Below are 26,478 nucleotides of genomic sequence, written 5' to 3' on the forward strand. Positions count from 1 at the left end.
ACAACCTTCAGGGGTCGCGGCCCAGGGCCTCGCTCGCCGCGCGTTCGACGCGCTCCAGCAACGAGCGCAGGAGTGCGCGTTCGCTGACATTCAGCCCTGCGAGCACCTCCGCCTCGGCGGCGAGCGCGGCGGGGGCCACCCGTTCGTAGATGCGACGGCCGGCGGCGGTCAGCGACAGCTTTCGCGAGCGGGCATCGCTCTGGCTCGTGACGCGCCTGACCAGGCCCCGCGCCTCCAGGGTGCGCGCGGCGCGGCTCACCGACACCTTGTCCATCCGCGTGCGTTTGACGAGGTCCAGCTGCGTGCGCTCGCCGTCCTCCCCCAGCACGGCGATGAGGCGCCACTCCTGCGTGCTCAGGCCGTGCTGCTCCGCGTACACGCGCGCGACCCGCTGGCTGACGACGTTCGCGGCGACCGACAGACGGTAGGGGAGGAACGCGTCGAGTTTCAGGCTCGCGGGGCGCGGTCGGGTCATCGTGGGGAGTATAGGGACGCGGGCTACCAGGTGACCGGCAGTTCGTGCACGCCGAGCAGGTTCTCATCCTTCTTGAAGCGGACCTCCTCCGGTGGCACGGCCAGCCGCAGCGTGGGGATGCGCTGGAAGAGCGTCTTGAACACCACCTCGAACTCGATGAGCGACAACGCCCGCCCCGTGCACAGGTGGATGCCATGGCCGAAGGCGAAGTGACGGTGCACCTCGCGCTGGAGGTCCAGCCGGTCCGGATCTTCGAAGACCGTTTCGTCGCGGTTGGCGGAATCCGGCTGGGCGAGGATGCCGTCGCCGGCGCGGATGAGCTGGCCGCCAATGGTGACGTCCACCGTGGCGACGCGTTGCCGGGCCAGGTGCGAGACGTTGATGAAGCGCATGAGTTCCTGGATGGCCGCGGTGATGGTCGCGGGGTCCTCCATCGCGCGGAACTTCGCCAGCTGCCCCGGGTCGAGCAGCAGCGCCAGCGTGCCCAGGCCGAACATGTACGCGGGCGGCCCGTGGCCCGCGTAGAACAGCGCATGGAACAGGGAGGCGGCATCCGGGGCGCTCAGCTTGCCCGTCGCCACCTGCTCGGACACGACGCGACCGATGAGCGTATCCGTGGGCTCACGCAGGTTCGCCTCCACCAACGCCAGGAAGACATCATCCAGTCCGACCAGCGCCGCCGTCGCCTCCTCGCGCGACGAGGTGCGGGAGCCGATGGTCCGACTGAGGACGTGCAGGCGTTCCGCGCCGTCATGGGGCACACCGAGCAGGTCGCAGATGATGCGCAGGGCGACGGGCAGCGCGAACGCGGCCATCAGGTCCACCGGATGCGGGCCCGCCAGCATCGCGTCGAGCGCCTCATCCACGGTGCGCTGGATTCGCGGTCGCAGGGCCTCCATCCGCCGGGGCAGGAACTCCTGCACGAGCATGGCCCGCTGCACCCGGTACTCCGCGTCCGGGCGCAGGAAGAAAGGCAGGGGCCGCCCCTGCCGTGCCGACGAGGAGGCGGAGATGTGCGGGAACCCTGGCATCGTGGAGTCCAGGACCAGTCGGGGATCGCTCAGGACCGCGAGCACGTCCTGGTAGCGACTGACCAACCACGGCGTGTTGCCGTTGAACATCCGCACGGGACACACCGGGGCCTCCTGCCTCAACCGCTTGTAGTCGGCGGGAGGCTCCAACGGATGCTGCCAGTCCTTGGGCAACGGATAGGAAGTGCTCATCGGGATGCTCCTGTTCGTGTCAGCAGGGCGGCGGCACCCGCCACGGTGGGATGTTGATACAGCTCACGCAATCCAAGGTCCCGGTCCAGCTCGGTCCGGACCCGGGCCGCGATCTCGATCAGCTGAAGGGAATGGCCGCCGAGCCGGAAGAAGTCGTCGTACGGGTCCACCGAAGCGACCTTCAGCACGTCGGCGAAGATGCGGGCGAGGTGTTCTTCCGTCGCGGTCCGAGCAGGACGCAGGCTCGACGCCCGTGCACCCGGGTCCACGGTCCGCAGGAGTTCTTCGTAGGCCTCCAGCAGACTTTCGATGAACGCGAGGTCGAAAAGACTCTCATCGAATTCGGCCCACACCGTGAACAGGCCGTCGGAGCGCTCCTCGACCCGCAGGGTGAGTTCGAACTTCGCGGAGGGGAGGTCCAGCAGCAGCTCCGTCACCTCGCAGCCGTGCAGGGCCAGCGCCCCCGCCGTGTGAGGCGGATGGTAGGCGAAGTTCACCTGGACCACGGGAGACCGCGTGGGGTCTCTGGGAGGGGACAGGTCCTCGACGAGCTGCTCGAAGGGCAGATCCTTGTGCGCGTACGCAGCGGCTGTGGAAGCGGCCACCCGCGTGAGCAGTTGGCGGAAGTCGGGGTCGCCGCGCAGGTCCACTTCCAGCGCGACAGTGTTGACGAAGAATCCGAGCACGCGCTCGACCTCGGGCAGGTCCCGGTTGGCCACGGCCAGCCCCAGCAACACCCGCTCACGTCCCGCACGCTGACCGAGCACGAGGCCGCACGCGGCGGCCAGCACCGTGAACACCGTCTGACGTTCAGCGCTCGCGAGGGCGTGCACGGACCGGGCAATGGCTGCGGGCAGCACGCGATGCGCACGGCGTCCCTGGCCCAGCGCGGGACGCGGGGCGACAAGGTCCAGGAAGAAGGGAACGCCTGACAGCCGCTCACGCCACCAGCGCGACAGGGACTCGCGCCGTGAAGCGGTGAGCTGCTCGCGCTGCCACGCGGCCCAGTCCACGTACTGCACGGGCAATTCGGACAGGCCCGTGGGTTCGCCCAGGACCGCCGCGCGGTAGGCGTGGGCCAGGTCCTCGGAGAAGACCTGAAGCGACCCGCCGTCCGCCGCGAGCAGGTGCAGCGCGAAGACAAGCAAGTGCGTCCGGGGCTCCAGCCGGAGCACGGTGAGCCGCAGCAGCGGTCCGTGCTCCAGGTCGAACGGACGGGCCGCCTCCGCTTGCGCGTGACGCAGGGCCTCGGCTTCGGTCGCCACGTCCACGACGTGGAGATGTGTCCGCCCCTCCGGCGAGATGTGCTGCTGCGTTCCCAGGGGGAAGGCGGTCCGCAGCGGTTCGTGCCGGGCCACCAGCATGTCCAGGGCCTCCCGCAGGGCTCGCAGGTCCAGCGGCCCCGCCACACGGTGGCAGCGGACCGTGGCGTGGGCCGCGCCCGTGGGGTCCATCCGGTGCAGGAAGCACAACCGCTGCTGGGCGAAGGACATCGGGAACGCGGTCGTCATGCGCGCGGCAATCGCTTGATCGTGGTGGGGGCGACCGGCGCCACGGTGAGCGCGTCGGCCAGTTGCGCGACGGTGGGTCCCATGAGGATGGTCGCGAGCCCGACCTCGCGCCCCATCATCCGACCCAGCCGCGAGGCCAGCCGCATCGCCTGCAATGAATGCATGCCCAGCGCGAGCAGGCTCTCGTGGACATCCACCCGGGTCACGCCCAGCAACTCCGCGACCACCGCCGCGATGCGGACCTCGGCTTCGGTCCTGGGCGCAGTGAAGGGCGCTTCCGGACTCCGTTGGGTCGTGGTGGGCAGCCGGAAGCGGTCCACCTTTCCATGCGGGGTCAACGGCCACGCCTCCAGGACGACGACCTCCGAGGGCACGAGATGTCCCGGCAGCCTGCGCGCCAGGTCCTCGCGCACGGCCTGCGCGGCCACCGCGACTCCCGCCTCGGCCACCACATAGCCAACGAGGCGGGGCTCCTCCGCGCGCGAGTCGATGACCGCGAGGGTGTCCGCCACGCCGGGATGTCCGGCCAGGGCGGCGCGCACCTCCGCCAGCTCCACCCGGAAGCCCCGGACCTTCACCTGCTCATCGCGGCGGCCCAGGTACTCGATGATGCCCCCCGGAAGCCACCGACCCAGGTCCCCGCTGCGGTAGAGCCGCGCGCCAGGATGCGTCGCGAGCGGATCCGGCACGAACCGCTCCGCGGTGAGCGCCGGCCTGCCTCGGTACCCCCGCGCGACGCCATCCCCTCCGATGCAGATCTCCCCCACGGCGCCCGGCGGCGCCACCTGCCCGTACGCGTCGAGCACGGCGACGTGGGCATTGAACAGCGCCCGACCGATGGGCACGTTCGTGGCTTCGGGATCATGCCCTTCGTCGAGTTTGTAGGCGCTGGCCATGACGGTGATCTCCGTGGGGCCGTAGGCGTTCGTCAGCTTCGTGAAGCCTCCTCGCTGAAGCGTGCGGAACGCCTCCGGGGGAAAGACCTCCCCGCCCACCAACACCCGATCCAGGGCGGCGAAGGACTCCGGGGCCTCCGCCGCCAACCGGGGCAACACCACGGGGGGAATCACCGCATGCGTGATGCGCTCCTCGATGAGGCAGCGCGCCAGCGTCGGCACGTCCCAGACCGGCGGCAGGAAGTGGACCGCGGCGCCGTTCAACAGCGCACCCCAGACCTCCAGCACCGAGACATCGAAGGAGACCGACGCCATCGCCAGCATCGTCTTGCCCGGTCCCAGGTCCTCGGCCAGGGCCGTCCGGTGCATGAGCGACACGACCGAGCGGTGTTCGATTTGAACGCCCTTGGGCTTGCCAGTCGAACCGGAGGTGTAGAGGACGTAGGCCAGGTCCGACGGACTTCCCGAGGGCAACGGCGGACCGGACTTCGCAGGAAGGTCGTCCAGCACGATGGTGGGAAGGCAGGTGAGCCGGTCCGTCAGCGCCGCCGTGGTGACCAGGGCGTGGGCCCCGGCATCCTGGACGAGCGACTCCAGGTAGGCCGGTGGCGCCTTCGGATCCAGCGAGAGGAAGGCCGCCCCCGCCATGAGGCTTCCCAACTGGGCCACGACCAGCTCCGCCGAGCGGTGGATGCACACCGCCACCAACGCCTCACGGCCGACGCCCAGCTCGCGCAGGTGGTGCGCCAGGTGCTCCGCCCGACGCGTCAGCTCGCCATAGGTCAGCACGGAGTCACCGGACCTCACGGCGGGAGCATCGGGCGCGTCACGGGTCCAGAGGGCCAGCATGTCGGGCACCCGGTACACGGGGGCCTCCTGGCGTGGGCCCACGCTGACGAGCGCGCGCCGGTCCGCGTCGTTCAGCAGCGACAACCTGGACACGCGGGTGTCCGGCGCGTCGGTGATGGAGCGCAGCAGTTGCTGGTACGCGGACAACATGCCGGTGATGAAGAAGTCCTCGAAGAGGTCGGAGTCGAACTCCCACGAGAGCAGGATGCCGCTCAGGGACGCGCGGGGACTGGAGCGCACGGGGGCCTCCGAGCGGGGAATGCTCACCACGTCCCCGGCCAGCCGTTGGAGGTATCCCGGTTCGGCGTAGAGCGGCACCGCGACGACGGCCAGCTCGAACTTGGCCGAGCCGTTGCCCAGTCCCTCCACGATGGTGACGTCGAGCGGTGACGCGTCGAGCGTGCCCACCGACGAGTCGTGGAAGTTGAACATCGTCTGCATCAACGGATTGAAGCCACCCTGATGCCGCGCGGGCGACTCCGCGAAGATCTGCTCATAGGGCAGCTCCTGGTGGTCATAGACGTCCAGCGTGGTGCGCCGCATCCGCGCCAGGAACTCCTCGAACGAAGGGTCCCCGTCCAGCCGTCCACGCAGCACAACCGTGTTGATGAACATGCCCAGCATGCCCTCGGTGTCCTGCCAGCGCCGGTTGGCGACCGAGGAGCCGACGAGGAGATCCCGGGAGCCGGTGTACCGGTGCAGGAGGACGAAGTACGCGGAGAGGAGCGTGGTGAAGAGGGACGTGTGGTTGCGGTCCGCCAGGGCCTGGAGGCGGCGCGCGAGGTCGCCATCCAGCTCCACCCGGGGCGCCACTCCGCGAAACCGCCTCCCCCCGGGGGCCGCGCGGCGAGGGAGCTGGAGCCGGGTCTCCGCGCCCTCCAATTCCTGACGCCAGAAGCGGCGCTGCGCCTCGGCGGCCTCGGTGCCCACCCACTCTCGCTGCCAGCGCGCGTAGTCGTAGTACTGCACCGCCAGCGCGGGCCGGCGCACCTGGCCCTGGCGGACGAATTCGGCGTAGCCGTTGAGCAGGTCCCGCACGAAGACGTTGAAGGACCAGCCGTCGTGCACGATGTGGTGTTCGACGTGCACGAAGACGTGCTCCTCCGCGCCCAGGCGCAGCAGCCGCCAGCGGAAGGGCCGGCCTTCGGCGAGCGAGAACGGGGCCTGCACCGCGTCCCGGACAGCCTCCGCCAACCGGGTGGCCAGCAGCGCTTCGTCCACGCCGCTGAAGTCCTGGAGGGGGACCTCCACCTCCCACGGTGCTTCCAGCTCACACCGCAGCTCCCCATCCACTTCAGGGAAGCGGGAGCGCATCACGTCATGGCGGCGCACGATGTCGGTGAGGCTCGCGTTCAGCGCGGCGAGGTCCAGCGCGCCCGCCAGCCGGAACACCGCCTGCGTGTGGTAGGCCCGCGCGTCCGGGTTGAGCTTGTGCATCAGCCACACGCGCTCCTGTCCAAACGAAGGCGTAAGGGTCATCCCCGCCGCGCCTCCCCGAGGGCCCAGGTCCACCCCTCCCTGTGCCTCCTTCAAGCCGGCCGCGAGCCGGGCCACCGTGGGGGCCTGGAGCACGGCGCTCAATTCCAACTGCGCGCCCAGCACGCGGCGCACCCGGGCCACGAGCTGGGTGGCGAACAACGAGTGCCCTCCCAGCTCGAACAGGTTGTCATCGCGCCCCACCCGCTCCATGCCGAGCAGCGCCGCGGCGATTGCCGCCAGCGCCACTTCGCCGGGCGACTCCGGCGGCTGGTAGCCCATCCGCTCCGCGCGTGGAGGCCTGGGCAGCCGCGCCCGGTCCACCTTGCCGCTGGTGTTCAGGGGCCAGGCCTCCACCACGACCACGACATCTGGCACCAGGTAGCCGGGCAGTCGGCGGCGAAGCTCCGCGCGCACCCCGTCGCCGGACAGGGCCGCTCCGGTGACGGGCATCACGTAGCCCAGCAGGCGCTCCCGCGTGTCGTCGATGAGGGCGACCGCGTCCCGCACGCCCGGCAGCGCAGCCAGGGCCGCTTCCACCTGGCCCAGCTCGATGCGCGCGCCGCGAATCTTCACCTGGTCGTCGCGCCGGCCCAGGAACTCCAGCGTGCCGTCCGGCAACCACCGGCCCAGGTCGCCGCTGCGGTACAGCCGCCTTCCCGGCACCGGGCCGAACGCATCCGGAATGAACCGCTCGGCGGTGAGGGCGCTCCGGCCCAGATACCCGCGCCCGACACCCTCCCCGCCAATGCACAGCTCGCCCGGCACTCCGTCGGGGACGAGGCGCAGGTGCTCGTCGAGGATGACCACGTGGCCGTTGGAGAGGGGGCGGCCAATGGGCACGCGCTCTGCCTCCACGGCGTGCACCTCCTGGAGCGTGCTGGCCACCGTCACCTCCGTCGGGCCGTAGCCGTTGACGAAGCGGTGGTGCGCTCCCCACTGCCGGGCCGTCTCCGGAAGGCACACGTCCCCGGTGCTCATCACCACCTGGAGGTCGGGGAAGCCGCCCGGTCGCAGCGTGCGCAGGACCGTCGCGGGCAGCACCGCGTGGGTGATGCGCCGGTCCACCAGCACGTGGGCCAGCGGCTCTCCGGAGAGCGGCGACGCATCCAGCGTCTCCAGCCTCCCTCCGTTGGGCAGCGCCATCAGCAGGTCGAACAGGGACGCGTCGAACGACGGGTGGAAGAACTGGAGCACCCGCGTGTCCGGCCCCAACGCGCCCAGGAAGTCCCGCTGCGCATGGAGGAGGTTGGAGACCCCGCGATGCTCGCTCATCACCAGCTTGGGCTCGCCCGTCGAACCCGACGTGCAGATGATGTACGCGAGATCCTCCGGGACGAGCGCCGTGTCCTCAATGGCCGCCGCGCCGGAGCCCACGTCGGAACCCGACTCCAGGAAGGGCACCCCCGGCACCTCGCTGGCTGGCGAGCCCACCACGAGCACCGCGCCGACCCTGCGGACGATGTCCTCGCGCCACGCCTGAGGGTGTGACGGCGCCAGGGGCAGGTACGCCGCACCCGCACGCCAGACGGCGAGGGCGAGTTCGACGAAGGCCGCGCCCCGCTCCAGCACCACCGCGACCACGTCTCCGCGCCCGATGCCCCGGGCGCGCAGGTTGGCGGCCAGGGCGCGGGTCCGCTCTGCCAGCCGCGCATAGGTGATTTCAGAGGCCCCATCCGAGAGCGCGACGCGGTCGGCATGCCGCCGGCACTGCGCGTCGATGACATCCACCACCGACCGCCACGGCCCATGGTCGACCCTGCCGCCCTGCACGCGGGCGGCCTGCGCCCCGACGTCCTGCCCCTCCGGCACCTCCGCCGGGGTGTGACCTTCGAGCGCCCAGGGACTCTTCAGGCGAAGGCTGGAGAGCAGGCGTTCGTACTCGGTTCCTGTCACCAGGGCGGACGGGGGCGTAGGGGGCAAGGGAGCTCCTGGAAGCAATGACACACATCGCGGCCGCCGCGCGGGGGTCCGTCCGGCAAAGCTCGCTTCCCCGGACCTCTACCACGCGAAAATCCACCGCGACGGCCTCGAATGGCTCCAGCCCTTGCCTCAGGGACACCAAGGCATTATATAACCAGGAGGTCATGGAATCCACCGGTTATATAACCCCCTCCCCGGGGCACCTCGACGCCACCTTCGCCGCGCTCGCGGATCCCACGCGCCGGGCCATCCTGGCCCGGCTCGCGTCGGGCGAGGCCTCGGTGAGTGAGCTGGCGGAACCGTTCGCCATGAGCCAGCCCGCCATCTCGAAGCACCTCAAGGTGCTGGAGCGGGCCGGGTTGATTTCACGGGGTCGGGATGCGCAGCGCAGGCCCCGCCGGCTCGAAGCCGCGCCGCTCGCGGAGGCCACCGGGTGGTTGGAGCGCTACCGCCAGTTCTGGGAGGAGAACTACCAGGCGCTGGACGCCATGCTCGAGGACCTGAAGGCGCAGGAGGCGCGGCCCCCCACTCCCCGCAAGAGGAAGAAGCAGCCATGAGGAACACGGGAAAGCTGACCCTCTCCACCCCGAGCGAGCTTGAACTCACGATGACGCGGGTCTTCAACGCGCCCCGCCGCCGGGTCTTCGACGCGCACACGAAGCCGGAGCTGCTCAAGCGCTGGCTCGGGGTGCACCGGGGCTGGTGGATGGCGGTCTGCGACATCGACCTGCGGGTGGGCGGCGCCTACCGCTACGTGTGGCGTGGACCGGACCGCGAGGACATGGGTGTGAGCGGGGTCTTCCGCGAAATCGTGTCGCCCGAGCGGCTGGTGAACACCGAGCGGTTCGACGACGCCTGGTACACGGGCGAGGCGCTGAACACGTTGTTGCTCATCGAGGAGGGCGGGAAGACGACGCTCACGACCACGATGCGCTTCGAGTCGAAGGAGGCCCGCGACGAGGTGCTGCGCTCGCCCATGGAGGGGGGCGTGGCCACGGGCTACGACACGCTCGAGCAACTGCTTTCATCCGAATTGAAGTCCCCTCACGACAAGGAACTGTCAATGATTGACACCCCGCGAATCCTCCAGACGGAAGCACAGCTCACCGCGCTCATCCACGTGACCGTTCCCCGCGCTGAAATCCAGCAGGTCATGGGGCCGGGCATCTCCGAGCTGATGGCCACGGTGGCCGCGCAGGGCATCAAGCCCGCGGGGCCGTGGTTCACGCACCACCTGCGCATCACTCCCGACGCATTCGACTTCGAGATCGGCATCCCCGTCACCACGCCGGTCAAGGCCGCGGGCCGCGTCAAGCCCGGCCACTGGCCCGCGATGAAGGTCGCGCGCACCGTCTACCAGGGCCCCTACGAGGGCATGGGCCCGGCCTGGGGCGAGTTCGAGGGCTGGATGAAGCAGCAGGGGCTCCAGCCGGCCCAGGACCTCTGGGAGGTCTACGTCGTGGGTCCGGAGTCGGGGCCGGACCCGAAGACGTGGCGCACGGAGTTCAACCGGCCCCTCGTCGACTGACGGGGGCCGGGCGGCTCATGGCCCGTTGGTCCTGGATTCGTTGAAGACCGTCGCGCCAAACAGGTGGGCCGCCTCCTTCGCGTCATCGCAGATGGCCGAGCACTTCTCGGTGGCACCGGGCGAACGGCAGTCGTTGGTGACGTTTCCGTTCGCGTCGTAGATGGGCCAATTCAGGTTGATGCAGGTATTGGCCTGCAACGTCTTCCAGCGCCAGTGACTCAGGCACGCGGCGCCATTCGTCTTCCACCCTGCCTCGAACGTCATGCTCACCGCGGGGATGGGATTGGCGGGAGGCGGATTGATGGTGGGCGTCAGGCCATCCCACAGGCGAATGAGGGTGCCGTCGTTCGTGTAGGAATCGCCGGCGCCGCAGTAGTCCGCTCGCGCCATGCGGGTGCAGGCCCAATGCGCCTGCGTCACGGGGCCCGCCTGGGCGCCATCCAGCCACGGCTTGTAGCCCCAGCGGTAGCACTTGGAGATGACGGCGTAGTCGCACGCCAGCGTGAAGGCGGTGGTGCTCTCCGTCCGGACACCGTCGTCGTCGTAGAGCCCCCGCACCGGCACGGCCAGGGCCTCCCCGCCGTTCGGATCCGGGTTGCTGTCGCAGATGTTGGACAGGGGCAGCCCCCCCAGGGTCTGCACGCGGTACAGGAAGGTGGAGCCGCTCGGGTCCCACGTACCGGGGGACTCCTTGGTGGCGACTTCCCTGGCATTGATGGCCTCCGTCACCTCCAACATGGTCGCGCTGGTGGACGAACGCATCAGGAGTCCCACCAGCTGCGTCCCCCGCAGCTCCTGCGTCGTCGCGGGGAAGGCGCCTTCATTGGGGTCCACCGACAGGCTCCAGGGTGTCCCCGGCGTGTCGGCCCCGGCGAGCACGGTGTAGACGCCGCTGGAGGGGCAGTGGAAGGCAGCGCTGGGGCACGTCGCGGCGGAGCAGGCCGGGGCCCCCGTCGCGAGGTGGTTGGGGCCCTGGTCCTCACAGGGCGCCTCACCCGAGCAGACCCTCATCACCGGAGTGCCCGAACAACTTCCCGAAGGCCGGCCCCCACAGAGGCCGCCACTGTTCAGCTTCACCCGAGCGCCCGGCGTGCAGGTGCCCTGCCCCGCCACCGTCAGTCCACAGGAACGGTCGGGCCCGCTCGGCCCCTGCACCAGGCAGTCCGTGAGGCTGGGCGTGGTGCCCTCCACCCGCAGCGTCAGGTCCGCGACCAGCTCCCCCCTTTCCAGCCTCAGCGTCACGGGCCGCCGCTCCCCGTTGCGGAGCATGGCGGCGTTCGCGAAGGCGATGCTCCCATACGACGTGCCGTGCAGCAGCGTGCCCTGGGAGTGGGAGCCGTCGTTCCCGTCGGCGAAGTCCTGCGTCACCAGGGCGGGCGCCGGCAGGTCGTCCTCCGGCAGGGGAACACCGCAGGCGACGAGGAACCCGACGGACAGACAGGCGGGGAGCAGGCGGAGGATTGATTTCAAGGAAGGAACCTCGTTCCAGGGGAGATGACGGAACACAAAGCAGCCGGCGTGCCACGGCTCGCGAGGCGGGAAGGGGAACGCGGGCGGCCCTTGCTGGCAGGACCGGCCGGCAAGTCTTGCCGGGGTCCGGCGGGCCTTGCCGCGACGGAGGCGTCAGAAGCGCGGCGTGGCGCAGACGCGCATCCCCATGAGGGCCTCGCGCTGGGTGGGCTCCACCACGTCCCGGTTCGAGGAGTGCGCGCTCAGGTCGCTCTGGTACCAGCTTCCACCCTGGGCCGAAGGCTGGCCGGGGACCACGTCCGAGCGCGTCCACTCCCACACGTTGCCGGCCAGGTCGTCCACGCCGAAGGGGCTGCGCGAGCGCGGGTGGCTGCCCACCTCATCCGGGCCGAAGCCCTGGGGTTCCCGGCCATAGGTGCGGTCGACGTTGGCGTCGTCCGCCTCCAGCCCGTCGCCCCCAGGGTAGCGGCGCCCATCCGCGCCCCGGGCCGCCCGCTCCCATTCCCGCTCCGTGCACAGGCGCGCCCCGGGCACCTGGCCGGTGCGATCCAACCAGGCGACATACGCCTGCGCGTCCTCGAAGGAGATGGCGGACACCGGGAAGCGGCGCCAGTCCTGCACCGCGCGCCGGTCCCGCTTCCCGTAGCGCACGGGCTCCCCTTCCCTCACGCGGTAGCGCGCCGAGGCCGGGTTCAACTCCAGACGCCAGCGGCCGTCGGGTTCCTCCACCAGTTCCACCACGGTGAGGCTCTGCCGGTTGCCGGGCCGACGCAGGGCGCGCTCCTTCGCGGGCAGCGACGCGAGGAAGGCGATGTAGTCACCGAACGTCACCTCGTGCCGCGCGATGAGGAAGCCGTCCGTCCGCGTTTCATGCAGGGGCGCGGCGAAGAAGAAGTTCTGCCGCAGGTATTCGCTCTCCGATGCGCCCAGGAGGAAGCGGCCAGGGGGCACATAGACGAAGCCGTCGGGCACCGCGGAAGCGGGCGGCAGCTTCAGCTCCAGCGTCAGGGCTTCTCCGGGGCGAAGCAGCACGGGGGCACGTACGGGGGCGCGGCCGGGGGCCTCCAGCAGCAGCAGGTGCGAGCCCGGTGGGATGTCCGCTTCGCGCACGGGGCCTGACCCGAGTTCGCGCCCCGGTGAGGCCGCGTCCTCCGGCCCCGGCCCCAGCAGCCGTACGCGTGCGCCCGGCGGCGACGTCACGACCGAGAGGCGTGCGGGCGCGGACAGCTCAGCCCTTCGGGCTCCGGAGACGTCATACAACGCGAGGCGATTCAGCCACTGCTCACGCGCTTCGGGTTGCTGGTGGAGCGCCGAGCGGGCGACCCGTTCCGCCAGCAGGTCCGCCAGGAAGTCCCTCACGGTGGCGCGGCCGGGGTCGAGCCCCCACGCGGTCTCCAGCGCGGACAGGGCCCGCAGCGCTTCGGCTTCCGCGACGCGCTCCACCTCCAGGGCGTGGGACCACACCTTCTCCGCGGCTTCGCGGTGCTCGCGTCCCGGTGCATCGAAGTGCGCGAACGCGTCCGTCCGCAGCCGCTCCGCTTCCACGTCCGCCGTGTGCGCGGCGACCACGGCGCCCCGGGCGTCGCGCAGTTGCTGGGCGATGCGCGCCTCCAACTGGGCCCTCGCCTGAAGGCGCGTGACGACCACCGCGCCCAGCAGGGCCAGGGGCGCGGCGATGGCGGCCGTCCAGCGCACGGCGCGTCGGCGGCGGGCGACCTGTCGTGAGCGGGCGAGGAAGTCCTTCTCCCGCGAGCGTCCAGGCCGTGTGCCCGCGTCGGAGGCCTCGGCGAGCTGGCGCCCCGCGTAGAGCAGCTCCACCGGACGGCCCAGGCGATCCCACTCGGCGGCGGCGCGCTCCAGGCGGTGGCGGACGGCGCGCCGCTGCTCGTCCTCACCCATCCACCCGCGCAGCGTGTCCCAGCCGGTGAGCAGGCTTTCGTGGGCGATCGTGTAGACACCCTCTCCGCCCTCGCCCTCGCCCGCGGTGAGGAGCCGGCCCTGGACCAGTCCCTCCAGCACCGAGCGTCCCGCCGCGTCGTCCGGGCCCCGCAGCAGCTCCGCGACGGTGCGGCGCAGGCGCGTGCCTTCGGGGGTGACGAGCTCCAGGAGCAGCTCGCGGGCGCGGGGGCGCTGCTCCGGCCGCAGCCGGGCCACCACCGCGTCCGCGTGACGGGCCAGCGCGCCCTGGACCCCGCCCAGGGTCTCCAGGGCCGTGGCGGGGATGAGGCTTCGTTCGCGGTCCCGGGCCTCCCAGAGCGCGGTGAGCGTGAACTGCAACAGCGGCAGGCCGCCTTCCGTGCGGGCCGCGGCGGTGACGAGCGCCTGCTCCAGCTCCGGGGACTCGAAGCGCACGCCCAGCGCGCGGGCCGGGCCGACGACGGCCTCGCGCAGTCCCTGTTCGGACAGGGCTCGCAGCAGGTGCAGCGCGCGAGGCACCTCCTCTCCCAGGCCGGGCAGGGCCACCAGCCGGGTGAGACAGTCGCTGCGCGCGGTGGCCAGCACCCGCGTCCGGGGCGCGCGGCGCACCACCAACGCCAGCTCCTCGGAGAGGCGTGCCGCCTGGGCGGGCTCCGAGAAGGTGACGAGTTCCTCGAGCTGATCCACGAAGAGCAGCACCTGGGGCGCATGGGCGGGACGGCGGCGCAGGGCCCGCGCCAGGGCGCCGCCCTCCTCGGCCTCCACGGTCGCGAGCAGTGCGTCGGCCGACACGTCGAGCAGCGGGGCCAGGGCTTCGACCAGTGAGTCCAACGGGCGACGGCCCGGCGTGCAGGAAACGACGGCCCACGCCGACCCGCGCGCCCCGGACTCCGAGCCAGCAGCGAGGGCGGGCAGGATGCCCGCGCGGCACAGCGACGACTTGCCCACGCCCGAGTCGCCCGCGAGCAGCACGAAGGCATCGCCGCGCAGGCGGTCCAGCACTTCGCGCACTTCGCTTTCGCGGCCGAAGAAGACGCCCCGGTGCGCGGCCTCGAACGGTTGAAGGCCCCGGTAGGGATTACCGGTGGGCAGCGCACCCGCGCGAGTGGGCAGGCTCAGCGCTTCAAGGGCTTCGCGCAGGGCGTCGCCGGAAGCAAACCGGTGGGCGGGGTTCAAAGCCAGACACCGGTCCACCACGGCCGCCAGCCCCGGAGGAAGCGCGGGCGCCACGTCGGCGAGCGGGCGCGGGGGCTGCTCCTCCACCGCGCGGCCCAGGGTTTCCACGGGCACACCGTCGTGGGGGGCCACGCCCGCGCACAGTTCATAGAGCAGCACGCCCAGCGCATAGACATCACTGGCGCGGCTCGCCGGTTCGCCGCGCCAGAGTTCGGGGGCCAGATAGAGCGGAGTGCCCGCGAGCGCCGGAACCGGCATGGGGTCGGGTCCACCGGTCGCGGGGCTTGCGGCATCAACCTGCGCGGACGGCGCGGTGGGCCGAAGGTGGGAGCCCCGTGTCGGACGCGCGCCGTCCTGCGTCCTGTCGCCAGACACGGTGGGCAGCGGCCGGAAGTCTTGCGTCGCTCGCACTCCCGCCTGTGCGCTGTCACCGGCGAGAGGGTTCAGTGGCAGGAAATCGCGCGTCGCTCGCGCCCCTTCCTGCGGCCTGTCACGAGACACAGAGGGCAGAGGCAGGAGGTCTTGCGTGGCATGAGCGTCAGCCTGCGGCCTGTCGCCAGACACAGGGGGCAGGGGCTGGAAATCTTGCGTCGCACGCGCGCTCGCGGACCCTAGCGCCTCCGCATCACCCGCCTGTTCCGACAGGGAGGCCAAAGCCTCCGAGGCGTTCGTCAACGGTCGCGGGCCAGCAGTCGCGCCCAATGGCCGTCGATCCACGGTGTCCCGCGCCGTGCCAGCACTGTCTTCCGCCCCCCCTTTCTCCGAGGGAGCAGCGGGCTCCGTCCACACGCTCCACTCCGCGAGCCCGAAGTCGAGCAGCTTCACCTCGCCGTCCTCCGACAGCACGGCGTTCGCGGGCTTGAGGTCGCGGTGGAGGATGCCCCGACGGTGGGCGGCGGCCAGGCCTCGCGCCAGGTCGATGCCGAGCCGCAGCGCCAGTCCGCCCTCCACCGGTCGGGCCAACTGGTCGAGCGACTCTCCCCGGATCAGCTCGGACACGAGATACGGCTGGCCGCGCGCCTCGCCCACGCGGTGGATGGCCACCACGTTGGGATGCTGGAGCCGGGCGATGGCGCGCGCCTCCTGGAAGAACCGCGCCCGGGCTGCCGCATCCGGCAGCCGACCCGCGGGCGTGGCGATGAACTTCACCGCCACCTGCCGGTCCAACAGCGTGTCCTGCGCCAGGAACACCTGCCCCATCGCCCCATGTCCCAGGGGACGCAGCAGCCGGTACTCCTCGAACTCGCGCGGAGGCTCCAACAGCGGCCCGGGAGGCGAGCTCATTCGTCCTCGGGCCCCCGACGTCCGGGACGCACCTGCACACCCAACTGCTTCAGCTTGAAGGAGAAGGTCCGGATCGGCATGCCGATGAGCGCCGCGGCCTTCGTCTGCACGCCGTCCGACGCCTCCAACGCCTCCATCATCCGACGGCGCTCCAGCTCACGCAGCTCCTGCGCCAATGGCGGACGCGCCCCCGCCGAGGCCTCGGCCACCGCACGGCCCGCCTCCGGCGTGGACTCCACCCCAGCAGGCACCGGGGCCGTCCCCTTGCGTCCCATCATGCGGGGAGGAAGGTGATGCGGCTCCACCACGTCCCCCGCGACCGCCGCGGCGACGTAGTCCATCAGGTTGCGCAGCTCGCGCACGTTGCCGGGCCACGCATGGCGCGACAGCGCATGCAGCGTGTCCGAAGCCAGCACCAGCTCCTGCCGGCCCAATGCCAGACACGCGCGCGCCAGGAAGTCGCGCGCCAGCAAGGGCACCTCCCGGGGGCGCTCCCTCAGGGGCGGCAGCAACACCGTGGCCGCGCCCAGGCGGAAGTACAGGTCCTGACGGAAACGCCCGGCCGCGACGTCCGCCTCCAGGTCGCGGTGCGTGGCGGCCACCACGCGCAGGTCGATGGGACGCTCGCGCGTGTCGCCCACGCGCGTGATGCGACGCACCTCCAGCGCACGCAGGAGCTTGGCTTGCGCGGACGGAGGCAGCTCGCCCACCTCGTCGAGGAAGACCGTGCCCCCCTGCGCGCTCTCCAGCAGGCCCACGCGAGACGTGGTCGCGCCCGTGAAGGCGCCCTTCTCGTTGCCGAACAGCTCGCTCTCCACCAGCCCTTCCGGGAGCGCGGCGCAGTTCACGGCGATGAACGGCCCGATGCCACGGCGCGACCAGTGATGCACCGCGAACGCCGCGTTCTCCTTGCCCACGCCCGTCTCACCACACACCAGCACCGGCAGCTCGCTGGCCGCCAGCCGGCGCAGGAGCGCATAGAGCTGGGACATGGCCGGATCCGCCACCAGCACCGAGCGCCCGGCCAGGTCCAGCCGCGTCGCCCCTTCGACCGCCGCCGCCGCCCGTCCCGGCTTCGCGGCCTGCGCCGCCGTGCGCGCGACCGCCACCAGCGTGTCCGCGTCACAGCCATCCGTGGGACAGGCCGCCGTGCCCAGCCGGGCCCGGGGACACGCCGCCAGCAGCGCCTCCACGCGCTCGCCGAACCCCTCCTCGCCCGGCTCGCCGGACACCTCTGGAAGCACGCACAACAGGTGCGCGGCATCCAGCCACCCCACGGCCTCCGCCGGCCCTGCCTCCGCCGTCAGCAGGGCCTCCACCGACTCCCGGCTCGCGGAGACGGAGTCGGGCAACGCGAGCACCAGCACCGACAGCGGCCGGCCGTAGCGCAGCGCGCGGTCCACCTCCTCGCGCAGGTGCGCCATCAGCCGCTCGGACTCCAGCGTGCGCCGCACCGCCACCAACCGGACGCGGGCGCGCACCACCGCCACCACCCCGCCAAAGGACAGCACGTCCCCGGACAAAAGCAGGTGCGCACCCTCCACCTGCCGGCCGTTGACGGACGTCCCGTTGTGGCTGCCCAGGTCCACGACGCGCGCCCCCTCCTCCGTCACCAGGATGCGGGCATGCCGCCGGGAAACACTTTCATCCTTCAGGCGCAGGTCCGCCGTTTCGTCGCGGCCCACCAGCACCGTGCCCTCGTCAGGCAGCGTGAAGCGCCACGACGAATCGCCCTCCATCACCAGGAGGTAGGCGGCTCCGGAATCTGGAGGCTCCCCTCCCCCCGTTGCGAGGGGCCGGGTCTCACGGGCGTTGGAAATCGAGGAGGACATCGCGCGAATTCCCATGCTGTCACGTTCCCTCCCGGGAGGACAGCGCCCCAGTCCCAACCGTGGGCCCCTCACCGGCGTGACGTCATCGGCAGGCGTTCGCCGGGACGCGACAGGTAGATGCGCGACACCGCGCGGCCCTGCACCTGCGTGGGGCGCAGGACCATCTGACCGCGCAGCTCCGGCAGCTCCATCAGGGTGGGCAGCAGCTCCGCGCGGGACGCGGGCGTGTCGTGCTCCACCTCCAGCACGCACACCCGGGCGCGGCAGTCCACGCGGGTGAGGTGCGCGCCCGCGAGCGTCGGCGACTGGAAGGCCCGGGCCACGGCGGACTCGGTGCCCCGGGTCCACTCCGGGTCGCGCGCTTCGGTGTTCGCCGCCGATTCCAGTTCCGCCTCCACCTCCACCTGCTCAGACGTCGGCGGTGAAGCAGGCGCCACGGGTGTGACGCCCGTACCAGGGACCGCCGCCACCGCGCTTCCCCCTGTCTGCCGCACCTGCGCGGACAGACGGCCCTGGCCCTGGCGCAGCGTCTCCAGCTCGATGCGCAGCGCTTGAAGCTCTCGCGACACATCCGCTGGCGCGCCGGTCGGGGCTTGCGACACGGGCGGCGTCGCCGAGTCCCCCTCTTTCAGACTCCAACCCACGGCGGCGGTCGCGAAGACCGCGGCCCCTGCCAGCACCTTCCAGAGGATGTCTCGCATGAGAATTACTCCGCGACCGTGAAGCTGGCGAGCACCGACGTGAGGAGCATGCGGGTCTTCATCATGGGAAGGGGTCCTTGTGGCGCGCCCTCGCGCGGCACCGCTGCATGCGGGCCGGCCTGGGCTGGCGGGAACCCGGTAGAGCAACCGCGGTGCCAACGGGCACTTCGCTCTGGGAGGACCCCAGGCCCGGCATGCCCTGCCGCGAAACAGGCCAGCAAGGCTTGCCAGGGTCCGGCAGCGGTTGCCGGAGCGTCACCTCACCGGGACGCGCCAGCAGGCCACCAGGCGTCCTGGGCCCTCCTGACGGGGCGGATGGACGGAGGGGGATATCGAAGGTACAAGGCCGCCGCATGGAGGCCGTACCTTGAAGAAGACCCTCATCACCGAAATCTCGAAGGAATACACCTTCGAGGCCGCGCACCACCTGCCCCACGTGCCCCAGGGGCACAAGTGCTCCCGCGTGCACGGCCACAGCTACCGCATCGAAATCACCCTTCAGGGTCCGCTCCACCCGCAGCTCGGCTGGATCGTCGACTTCGCGGAGCTGAACGCCGCCTGGGAGCCGCTCCACGCCCAGTTGGACCACCGGCTGCTCAACGACGTGCCCGGCCTGGAGAACCCCACGAGCGAGCTGCTGGCCGCGTGGCTCTACGAGCGCCTGGACATCCCCGGCGTGCGCGTCTCCCGCCTCAAGGTGGCGGAGACCTGCATGTCGTCCTGCACCGTGTTCCCGGCGCCGGCCTGAGCTGGATCAGGTCTCCACCTGTCCCAGGTTGGCGTGGAGGACCGCGCCATTCAGGATGGGTGTCTTCGCGCAGGTGTAGAGGAAGTCCGCGACCTCTTCGGGCGTGATGATCCGCCCGAAGGTCGTCCGCGCCGCCACGCTCGCCCGGGCGGCCGCGTCCCCTCCCAGGTGTTCCCGAAGGATTTCGGTGTCGGTGAACCCCGGGCAGACGCAGGCGGTATGGATTTGCGTGCCAACCAGCTCCTGGCAGGTGGCGCGCATCATCCCGACCATCGCGTGCTTGGTCGTCACGTAGGACGCGATGCCCTTCACGGCCTTCTCCGCCAGCGTGGAGCCCACGTAGAGGATGGACGAGCCGTCCGTGAGCAGCGGGCGTACCAGGCGGTTGAGCACCAGGGGGGCGACGACGTTGACCTCCAGCACCTGGCGGAAGTGCTCCGCGTCCATCGCCAGCGCTTCGTCATGCACGTAGCGGGCGGCGTTGTGCACCAGGCACACGCGACCTGCGTCCCTGCCGGGCCCCTCCTGGAGCGCGGGGACGAGCTTCGCCTCCCAGCCCGGAACGGCGAGGTCCACTTCCACGTTCACGACGCCCGGCACGGTGCACGGGTTGCGCGACACGTTCATCACGCGCCAGCCTTCCTGATGGAAGCGCTCCGCGGTCGCCCGTCCGATGCCCCGGCTGGCGCCGGTGATGAGGGCCCAGTCAGCCATGCTGTCCCCACTCCCAGGTGGCCCACTGTCCGGGGCCTGAAGCGCATTTCACCAACAGGTGCGTGATGCCGTCGCGCGCCATCGCGGCGCCGTCGCCCACCAGCTCCTCGCCGAAGACGCGCGCCAGTTCCTCCAGCGTCACGTTGGGCGCGGGCAGCACCGTCACGTCGCGCGCGAGGAAGTGCAGCTCCTCGCCGTTGAAGTACGCTTTGTAATTGCCCTGCGCGTCCTTCTCCAGGCGCAGGTGCCGCGAGCGGCCGGGCAGGAAGAAGGTCTCATTCCAGGCCTTGCAGCGCGTGATGACGGCCTGCTTCAGCGGGCCGTAGTCCGCGAGCAGGCCGTCCTCGGACACCTCGCCCGTCAACGCGACGTAGACGGTGAAGTTGTGCCCATGCAGGTTCTCGCGGTGCGTGGCGGAGAAGATGGTGAAGTGCCCCGCGGAGAACTTCATCTCTTCTTTGTGCAGCTCGATGGTCGTTGTGCGCGCCATGGGGATGGCGGAGGGCTTAGCACCAAGGACGGAGGGAGCGGAACCATCCTGGCCGCCTCCGTTCACCCTCCGCCACCTGCTCCCCTGCCCTCCGTTTCCAGGGGGACTAGAAGAGGAAGTCGGTGGTCAGGAAGTCCGACTCACGACGGGTGAGGATGGACTGGACCAGGGTGGTGTTGTCGGGCGTCGTCTTCGTTGCCACCAGCGTCCGGATGGAGAACACCCGGAGCGCGTCCGCGACCGACAGGGTGCCTTCCGCGGAGTCCTTGCGGCCGTTGAACGGGAACGTGTCCGGCCCGCGCTGGCACTGGCAGTTGAGGTTGATGCGGCCCACCTGGTTGGAGAACGCGTCGATGAACCGGCCGATGCGCGCCGAGTCCTTCCCGAACAGGCTGAGCTGCTGGCCGAACTGCGACTCCACCACCAGCCGGACCGCCTCCGCGTCGTCGTCGAACACCATCACCGGGACCACCGGGCCGAACTGCTCCTCGTGGGCCAGCCGCATCCCCTTCGTCACCGGGTACACCACCGTGGGCGCGTAGAACGACCGCGACGACTGGCCGCCCGTCGTGTTCACCACGCGGGCGCCCTTGGACACGGCGTCGTCCACGAGCCCCTGGAGGTACGCCGCCTTGCCCGGTTCAGGCAGCGGCGTGACGGCGACGCCCGGGTCCCAGGGCATGCCGGGCTTGAGCGTGTCCACCGCGGCCGTGAACTTCGCGAGGAACGCGTCCACGATGCTCCGGTGCACCACCAGCAGCTTGAGCGCCGTGCACCGCTGGCCGTTGAAGGACAGCGTGCCGGTGATGCACTCCTTCACGGCGTTATCCAGGTCCGCGTCCCCCAGGATGATGGCCGGGTTCTTCGCATCCAACCCCAGCACCGCCTTGAGCCGGTGCGGCCGGGGGTGCATCCGCTTCAGTTCGCTGGCGCCCTTGTTGGTGCCGATGAAGGCGAACAGGTCCACCTGCCCGCTCTCCATCAGCGCCCCCACAGTCTCCCGGCCCCGGCCGTAGATGATGTTGATGACGCCGGGCGGGAAGCAGTCGCGGAAGGCCTCCAGCAGCGGGCGAACCAGCAGCACGCCGAACTTCGCCGGCTTGAACACCACGGTGTTGCCCATCAGCAGCGCGGGGAAGAGCGTGCTGAAGGTCTCGTTGAGCGGGTAGTTGTACGGGCCCATGCACAGCGCCACGCCCACCGGGCCCCGGCGGATCTGCGCCATGATGCCCTGCTCCTGCACGAAGCGGGACGAGGTGTGGTCCAACTCCTTCAGCGCGCGGATGGTTTCGACGATCAGGTCGACGGTGCGGTCGAACTCCTTCTCCGAGTCCGGCAGCGTCTTGCCAATCTCCCACATCAACAGATTGACGACCGCCGTGCGCTGGGCGCGCATCGCGACGAGGAAGCGCTCCACGTGCTCGATGCGCTGGGCCACCTTCAACGTGGGCCACACGCCCCGGCCCAGGTCGTAGGCCTTCACCGCCGCCGCGAGCGCGTCCAGGGACTCGCGCGAGGTGAGCAGCGGCGTCGCGCCAATCACCTTCTGCTGGAGCCCTTCCGGCGTGCGGAGGAACACGGGGCTCTGCACGGGGTTGAGTTCGCCCGCCCAGGTGCGCAGCTCGCCTCCCACCAGGTACTCGCGCTGCTCCAGATAGGCGGGAAGCCGGACACCGGGGGGAATCTGCGCGTCGGTGGGGAACAGGTCGTCGAGAGCCGTCGTCATGGGCGCCCTTTTTAACCAAGCGCCCTGTCACCGGCACCAAATCCCGCGCGGGCGATGTGGGTGTGGGCGCCGGACGCTCGCGCCCGGGCCTGCGTTCCCGTCATGAAACCATGAGCAGGAGCGGCCGCGAGGTGCCTGGCAGCGGGCTGGGGCTCGCGCTGTGCCGCCGCATCGCCCGGTTGCATGGAGGCACGCTGCGCGTGGCGGCCTCCAGCGACAAAGGCACCACCTTTGAATTGACCCTCCCCAAAACTTCATCCGGAGCACGGACCCGGAGCACCGCGTCTCCAGCTTGAAGCGAAAGCTCCAGTGGAGCCCCACCTCGCGTTTCTCCATCCAGACCGTGCGCGGTGTCGGCTATCGGATGGAGGTGGAGAAGAGCCCCTGAGCCCTGGGGTAGCGTGCCTAGCCTGCCCGGGCCGGCGGATGGACCGCACGAACACACAGAAGGCACGAAGACATGCTGAAATCCACGGGAGCTCTCGTTGTCGCGATGTTCACCCTCTTCCCGCTCCAGGGTCAGGCCCAGAAGCAGGACTGCGCCACGGCGTTCGACGCGGTGGCCAAGGCGGGTCAGCTCGACAACGCGGAGGCGCTGGTCAGCAACGACTGCGTCATCATGTACACGGAGAACTGGCGGGAGGGCGCGGGCAAGAAGAACGACGCCGTCTGTGGTCCCGCGTGGAAGGCCCTGGAGGCCTCGGGCGCCACCGCCAACGTGCGCTCGCTGTTCATCCAGGACTGCGCCGTCACCCACATGACCGGCTGGAAGGCGCTGTCCCAGCCCCAGGCGGCGGCCGCGGGGCAGTGTTCCATCAGCCAGCTCATGACCGCGCAGAAGAAGGTGCAGGAGCAGCAGGCGGCCCTCTGCAAGAAGGTGGGCAAGGGCAGCGTCGACGCGGAGGTCGCCAAGAAGGTGCAGGCGTGTTTCGACACCCATGTCACCCCGGCTATCGCCAAGGCGCCGGGCCTGAAGCAGTTCGTCAATGAGTGCGTCGTGCAGAAGAACGCCTGGGCCCCTGACTCCATGTGCAACAGGAAGCAGCAGTCGGCCGTCACGTCCTGCCAGCGGAAGACCTTCGATGCGAAGAAGGCCGCGCTGACGAAGGAGCTCACGAAGAACCTCGGCAGCCTGTGCGAGCCGGCCGACGCGTTCGCCACGTGCATGGCCGAAGCGACCCGCTAATCCCAGCCATCCCTCCGCCCGGCGCCTTCGTCCCGCGCCCGGGCGGTTTCGTCACATAACGCCCGCTCACACCGGGGTGTGCCGGTACTCCTCGGGGGCTTCGTGCGCCCTTCGCACGACTCCCGAGGAGTCACCGTGAAAGCCTTTCCCGCTGTCCGCAGCACCTTCCTGGCGAGCGCGCTCGTCCTCACGTCCCTGCCCGGCTGCCAGGGCCCGGACGCCCCCGACACCGGAGCGGAAGAGGACCTCCAGACCACCGCCCAGGCCCTCACCTGTTCCTCGGCGGTGCCGACGATGACGGGCCCCACGACGCCAGCGGGCACCGTGACGCGCTCGGGGGTCTACAACTCCTCGTACGAGGCTTGGCAGGCGTTCGACGCGAACAGTGCCTCGCTGTGGCTCTCCGCGCTGAACCAGACGCCGGCCTGGCTTGCCTATCAGGTGCCCGCCGGCACCGCCGCGGTCCACCGCTACGCCCTCGCCTTCGCCAACGGAACCAGCCTCACCACGCGCGCGCCGAAGGACTGGACCTTCCAGGGCTGGAACGGTTCGTCCTGGGTGGTGCTGGACACGCGCACGAACCAGACGAGCTGGGGCGGGTGGGAGCGGCGGGAGTTCACGCTGGCCGCGCCCGCGTCCTACAGCCAGTACCGCCTGCACGTGACGGACGACAACGACAACCGTGCGGGCGTGGTCGTCATCTCCCTCAACCGGCTGGAGTTGATCACCTGCGCGAGCGACGGCGTCACCAACCCCGTCACGGCCCTCTGGACGCGCACCTCCGGGGCGGTGTCCACGCCCGTGCGCGTGCATGACCTCGTGGGAGACCCGGCGGGACGCTCGTACATCACGGGCTTCACGACAGGCGGGCTGAACGGCAACCCGATGATTGGCGGGATGGATGGCTTCCTCCATGCGCGCGACTGGAACGGCAACAACATCTGGTCGCTCCAGCTTGGGGCGCCGGACAGCGTCACGCTGGGCTACGGCATCGCGACGAACCGGACGTGGGAGGAGATCTACGTGGCCGGCTTCACGGACGGAGCGATGGACGGCACGCCCAAGGTCGGTCCCCGGGATGCGTTCGTGACGAAGTACCGCTACACCGGCGTCCATCAGTGGACCCGGCTGCTCGGCGTGGCGGGGACCTCCACGGAGGGCTATGACGTCGCGGTCGACACCGCGGACAATGCCTTCGTCGTCGGCACGACGCTGGGCGGCATGGATGGCAACACCCGCACCGGCACCGAGGATGTCTTCGTGACGAAGTACGACGCCGCGGGCACCAAACAGTGGACCCGGCAGATGGGCGCGGCCAGCCAGAACACGATTGGACGGCGGGCGGCCACCGACGCGGCCGGCAATGTGTATGTCTCCGGTTGGACCTACGGTGGGCTGGACGGCAACACCCGGGTGGGCGCGCAGGACGCCTTCGTCATCAAGTACGACAGCGCTGGCGTGAAGCAGTGGACCCGGCAGCTCGGGTCCCCGGGCAACAACGTGTGGCTGTATGGCTCGGCGACGGATGCGGCGGGCAATGTCTATTTGACGGGCCAGAGCGGCGGCGGCCTGGATGGGAACCCGAACCCCACCCCGGGCGGGGATGTCTACCTGGCCAAGTACGACCCTTCCGGCAACCGACTCTGGACCCGGGAGTTCAGCGCGGCGAACGGCATCTGGGCGTCGGGGATCTTCATCGACGCGACGGGGATCTACGTGAGCGGTGGCGCGCAGGGCGACGTGGGCAACCTGGCCAACGCCACGTTCGTGAAGGGGCACAACTACGTCGCGAAGTTCGACACGGCGGGCAACCGGCTGTGGGTGGTCCAGCAGAACCCGGCGGTGTTGCCAGCGGGAGGACAGGCCCCCGTCTACAGCAACGGCGTGAACCGGGAGTCCAACGGCAACCTCTACCTGGGGGGCTACGTGGAGGGGAACTTCGGCGGCAACACGCTGGTGGGGACCTCCGACGCGTTCGTGACGAAGCTCGCGGCCCCCTGAGTCGCGGGCAAGGGGCAGCGCGGCGCACGGGGGCGCCGCGCTGTCACTCCTCCGCGTCGGCGGGGAGGCCCTGGACGACGGCGCGGGCCCGGGTTCGCGGTTCGCCCTCGGGGTCGGAGGCGAGGAACGCCGCGAGCAGTGCACGGGCCTGGGTGTAGCGGCGCAAGCCGACGAGGGCCTTGATCTCCAGGCCCCGGACATCCCGATACTCACCGAGCTCCGCCGGGGTGTTCGCCACGGGCCAGTTCACGAGGAAGGCACGGCAGGGCGCGAGGGCCTCCGCGTGGAACCGCTTCTCCGCGGGGAGCCGGCAGCGCTGGTAGTCCAGCCTCCGGCGGGCCTCGGTGCCAGGCTGTCCCAGCCCTTCGAGTCGGGTGACGTCCCGCGTGGCCCGGTCCTCTTCCGCGCGAAGCTCCTCCTGCATCATCCGATGGCCGTCCTCCGCGTCGGCACGAAGGGTGAGGGTGCTGCGCACGATGGCATCGACCGCGGGCACCAGGGCGCTGTCTGGATACGTCTGGCGGAAGGTGGGGCCGAGGCCCAACACGGTGTCCCACTGCTCCAGGTTCCGGGCGGCGTGGATCCGCAACCAGGCGGCCTGTTCGGCCGGAAGTCGTTGCAGGTGGCGGGGCAGGTCCAACTGGGAGATGCGCTCGGCGTCCCTCCCCAGCGAACGCCATCGCTCCCGGTTCGCGTGGGCATCGAGCAACGTCAGCGCCGCCTCGGACCGCTCCTCGGGAGGACGGGTCGTGTCTTCCATGACGGCTCGCAGCCGCTCGCTCTGGACGGACGGGGAAGGCCGGGGCTCCACCCGGGTCAGGGCGCCGTCCAGCGGGGACGGGGACGGACGCGCTACCGCGCCCACCGGCAGGGCTTCGACACGGCGCGAGGTCGCCCCCGTTGATGAGACACGCGAGGGAACCGACTCCTGGCGCGCCTCCGTCTCCATCAACGAGGAAGGCTCGACCGAGCGTGCGGTCCCACGCGGCGATGCAGCATTCGCGGAGGCCTGGTCCCGGCGAGAGTCTCCGACCACGACAGTCGCCCCCGGACGCGCCGCGCCCCCCACCGGTTCTCCCGGCACGATGACGGACTCCACCTTCGCGGTCGGACGCCTCAGGAAGACCGCGACGCCCGGCAGCGCGAGCCCCACCGCCACCAGCAGCGCGGTAAGCACCGTGGACACGTGGCCACCGCGCGAAGACCGCGGCTCGGCGTCATCGTCCTCGGCCCCCTGGACATACAGGGTGCCGTCCCGTGACTCGGGTGGACGCGCGGGCGGATCATCATCGGGGTCGGGCCCCGGGGCGCTCTGGGTCACGGCGCGACGGGACGTTAGCCGAAGCGGATGA

18 protein-coding genes and 1 pseudogene are annotated in these 26,478 nt (G+C 70.8%); 7 read left to right on the plus strand and 12 right to left on the minus strand.

What is annotated here, in order from left to right:
* Window positions 1-7: 7 nt before the first annotated feature.
* The 4 genes from OV208_RS21520 to OV208_RS21535 are packed head-to-tail and all read right to left on the minus strand — an operon-like array spanning window position 8 to window position 8,353.
* A complete protein-coding gene (locus OV208_RS21520) occupies window positions 8-475 on the minus strand; it encodes a MarR family winged helix-turn-helix transcriptional regulator (protein ID WP_267575750.1) in 468 nt (155 codons plus the stop codon).
* Between the two features lie 23 nt (window positions 476-498).
* Window positions 499-1,698, minus strand: a complete 1,200-nt coding sequence (locus OV208_RS21525) for a cytochrome P450 (protein WP_267575751.1) — start codon at window positions 1,696-1,698, stop codon at window positions 499-501.
* A complete protein-coding gene (locus OV208_RS21530) occupies window positions 1,695-3,209 on the minus strand; it encodes a condensation domain-containing protein (protein ID WP_267575752.1) in 1,515 nt (504 codons plus the stop codon). The genes OV208_RS21525 and OV208_RS21530 overlap by 4 nt, the downstream gene beginning before the upstream one ends.
* Window positions 3,206-8,353, minus strand: a complete 5,148-nt coding sequence (locus OV208_RS21535) for a non-ribosomal peptide synthetase (protein WP_267575753.1) — start codon at window positions 8,351-8,353, stop codon at window positions 3,206-3,208. The genes OV208_RS21530 and OV208_RS21535 overlap by 4 nt, the downstream gene beginning before the upstream one ends.
* Window positions 8,354-8,517: 164 nt before the next feature.
* Here OV208_RS21535 and OV208_RS21540 point away from each other — a divergent pair, with 164 nt between their 5' ends.
* Complete coding sequence (locus OV208_RS21540; RefSeq protein ID WP_267575754.1) at window positions 8,518-8,910, plus strand: ArsR/SmtB family transcription factor; 393 nt, start codon at window positions 8,518-8,520, stop codon at window positions 8,908-8,910.
* Complete coding sequence (locus tag OV208_RS21545; RefSeq protein ID WP_267575755.1) at window positions 8,907-9,881, plus strand: SRPBCC domain-containing protein; 975 nt, start codon at window positions 8,907-8,909, stop codon at window positions 9,879-9,881. Before OV208_RS21540 ends, OV208_RS21545 begins: the two co-directional genes overlap by 4 nt.
* A 15-nt stretch (window positions 9,882-9,896) precedes the next feature.
* Here the strand turns inward: OV208_RS21545 and OV208_RS21550 are convergent, their stop codons facing one another.
* The 4 genes from OV208_RS21550 to OV208_RS21565 form a co-directional block, all read right to left on the minus strand.
* Window positions 9,897-11,351 carry an ADYC domain-containing protein gene (locus OV208_RS21550; protein ID WP_267575756.1) on the minus strand — a complete coding sequence of 485 codons (1,455 nt, stop codon included), beginning with the start codon at window positions 11,349-11,351 and terminating at the stop codon, window positions 9,897-9,899.
* Window positions 11,352-11,504: 153 nt separating this feature from the next.
* Entirely contained in the window at window positions 11,505-15,728 is a 4,224-nt protein-coding gene (locus tag OV208_RS21555; RefSeq protein WP_267575757.1) for a protein kinase domain-containing protein, read from the minus strand.
* The gene (locus OV208_RS21560) at window positions 15,725-17,560 is read right to left on the minus strand and encodes a sigma 54-interacting transcriptional regulator (RefSeq protein ID WP_267575758.1); all 1,836 of its coding nucleotides are present in this window, start codon (window positions 17,558-17,560) and stop codon (window positions 15,725-15,727) included. Before OV208_RS21560 ends, OV208_RS21555 begins: the two co-directional genes overlap by 4 nt.
* 68 nt (window positions 17,561-17,628) lie before the next feature.
* Window positions 17,629-18,261 carry a hypothetical protein gene (locus OV208_RS21565; RefSeq protein ID WP_267575759.1) on the minus strand — a complete coding sequence of 211 codons (633 nt, stop codon included), beginning with the start codon at window positions 18,259-18,261 and terminating at the stop codon, window positions 17,629-17,631.
* A 367-nt stretch (window positions 18,262-18,628) separates the two neighbouring features.
* Here OV208_RS21565 and queD point away from each other — a divergent pair, with 367 nt between their 5' ends.
* Window positions 18,629-19,009, plus strand: a complete 381-nt coding sequence (gene queD, locus OV208_RS21570; RefSeq protein ID WP_267575760.1) for a 6-carboxytetrahydropterin synthase QueD — start codon at window positions 18,629-18,631, stop codon at window positions 19,007-19,009.
* A 6-nt stretch (window positions 19,010-19,015) separates the two neighbouring features.
* On the opposite strand, the gene OV208_RS21575 is transcribed toward queD, so the two are convergent.
* The 3 genes from OV208_RS21575 to OV208_RS21585 all read right to left on the minus strand — a co-directional run bounded on the left by OV208_RS21575 (window position 19,016) and on the right by OV208_RS21585 (window position 21,939).
* Window positions 19,016-19,723, minus strand: a complete 708-nt coding sequence (locus OV208_RS21575) for an SDR family oxidoreductase (RefSeq protein WP_267575761.1) — start codon at window positions 19,721-19,723, stop codon at window positions 19,016-19,018.
* Window positions 19,716-20,213: a 6-pyruvoyl trahydropterin synthase family protein gene (locus tag OV208_RS21580; protein ID WP_267575762.1), complete on the minus strand. Its 498-nt coding sequence runs from the start codon at window positions 20,211-20,213 to the stop codon at window positions 19,716-19,718. Before OV208_RS21580 ends, OV208_RS21575 begins: the two co-directional genes overlap by 8 nt.
* Before the next feature lie 106 nt (window positions 20,214-20,319).
* Complete coding sequence (locus tag OV208_RS21585; RefSeq protein WP_267575763.1) at window positions 20,320-21,939, minus strand: NADP-dependent glyceraldehyde-3-phosphate dehydrogenase; 1,620 nt, start codon at window positions 21,937-21,939, stop codon at window positions 20,320-20,322.
* A 110-nt stretch (window positions 21,940-22,049) separates the two neighbouring features.
* Here OV208_RS21585 and OV208_RS21590 point away from each other — a divergent pair, with 110 nt between their 5' ends.
* The 4 genes and pseudogenes from OV208_RS21590 to OV208_RS21605 all read left to right on the plus strand — a co-directional run bounded on the left by OV208_RS21590 (window position 22,050) and on the right by OV208_RS21605 (window position 25,126).
* Window positions 22,050-22,235 carry an ATP-binding protein gene (locus OV208_RS21590; protein WP_420715040.1) on the plus strand — a complete coding sequence of 62 codons (186 nt, stop codon included), beginning with the start codon at window positions 22,050-22,052 and terminating at the stop codon, window positions 22,233-22,235.
* Window positions 22,223-22,327: pseudogene (locus OV208_RS21595) on the plus strand (DNA-binding response regulator); the annotation flags it as partial. The gene OV208_RS21590 and the pseudogene OV208_RS21595, both read left to right, overlap by 13 nt.
* Before the next feature lie 72 nt (window positions 22,328-22,399).
* Window positions 22,400-23,125: a hypothetical protein gene (locus tag OV208_RS21600; RefSeq protein ID WP_267575764.1), complete on the plus strand. Its 726-nt coding sequence runs from the start codon at window positions 22,400-22,402 to the stop codon at window positions 23,123-23,125.
* A 135-nt stretch (window positions 23,126-23,260) separates the two neighbouring features.
* Window positions 23,261-25,126, plus strand: coding sequence for an SBBP repeat-containing protein (locus tag OV208_RS21605; protein WP_267575765.1), 1,866 nt, complete (start codon window positions 23,261-23,263; stop codon window positions 25,124-25,126).
* A 43-nt stretch (window positions 25,127-25,169) separates the two neighbouring features.
* Here OV208_RS21605 and OV208_RS21610 read toward each other — a convergent pair whose 3' ends face one another.
* A complete protein-coding gene (locus tag OV208_RS21610) occupies window positions 25,170-26,312 on the minus strand; it encodes a hypothetical protein (RefSeq protein ID WP_267575766.1) in 1,143 nt (380 codons plus the stop codon).
* Between the last annotated feature and the right edge of the window lie 166 nt (window positions 26,313-26,478).

The sequence above is a fragment of the Corallococcus sp. bb12-1 genome (assembly GCF_026626765.1).
Lineage (GTDB): Bacteria > Myxococcota > Myxococcia > Myxococcales > Myxococcaceae > Corallococcus > Corallococcus terminator.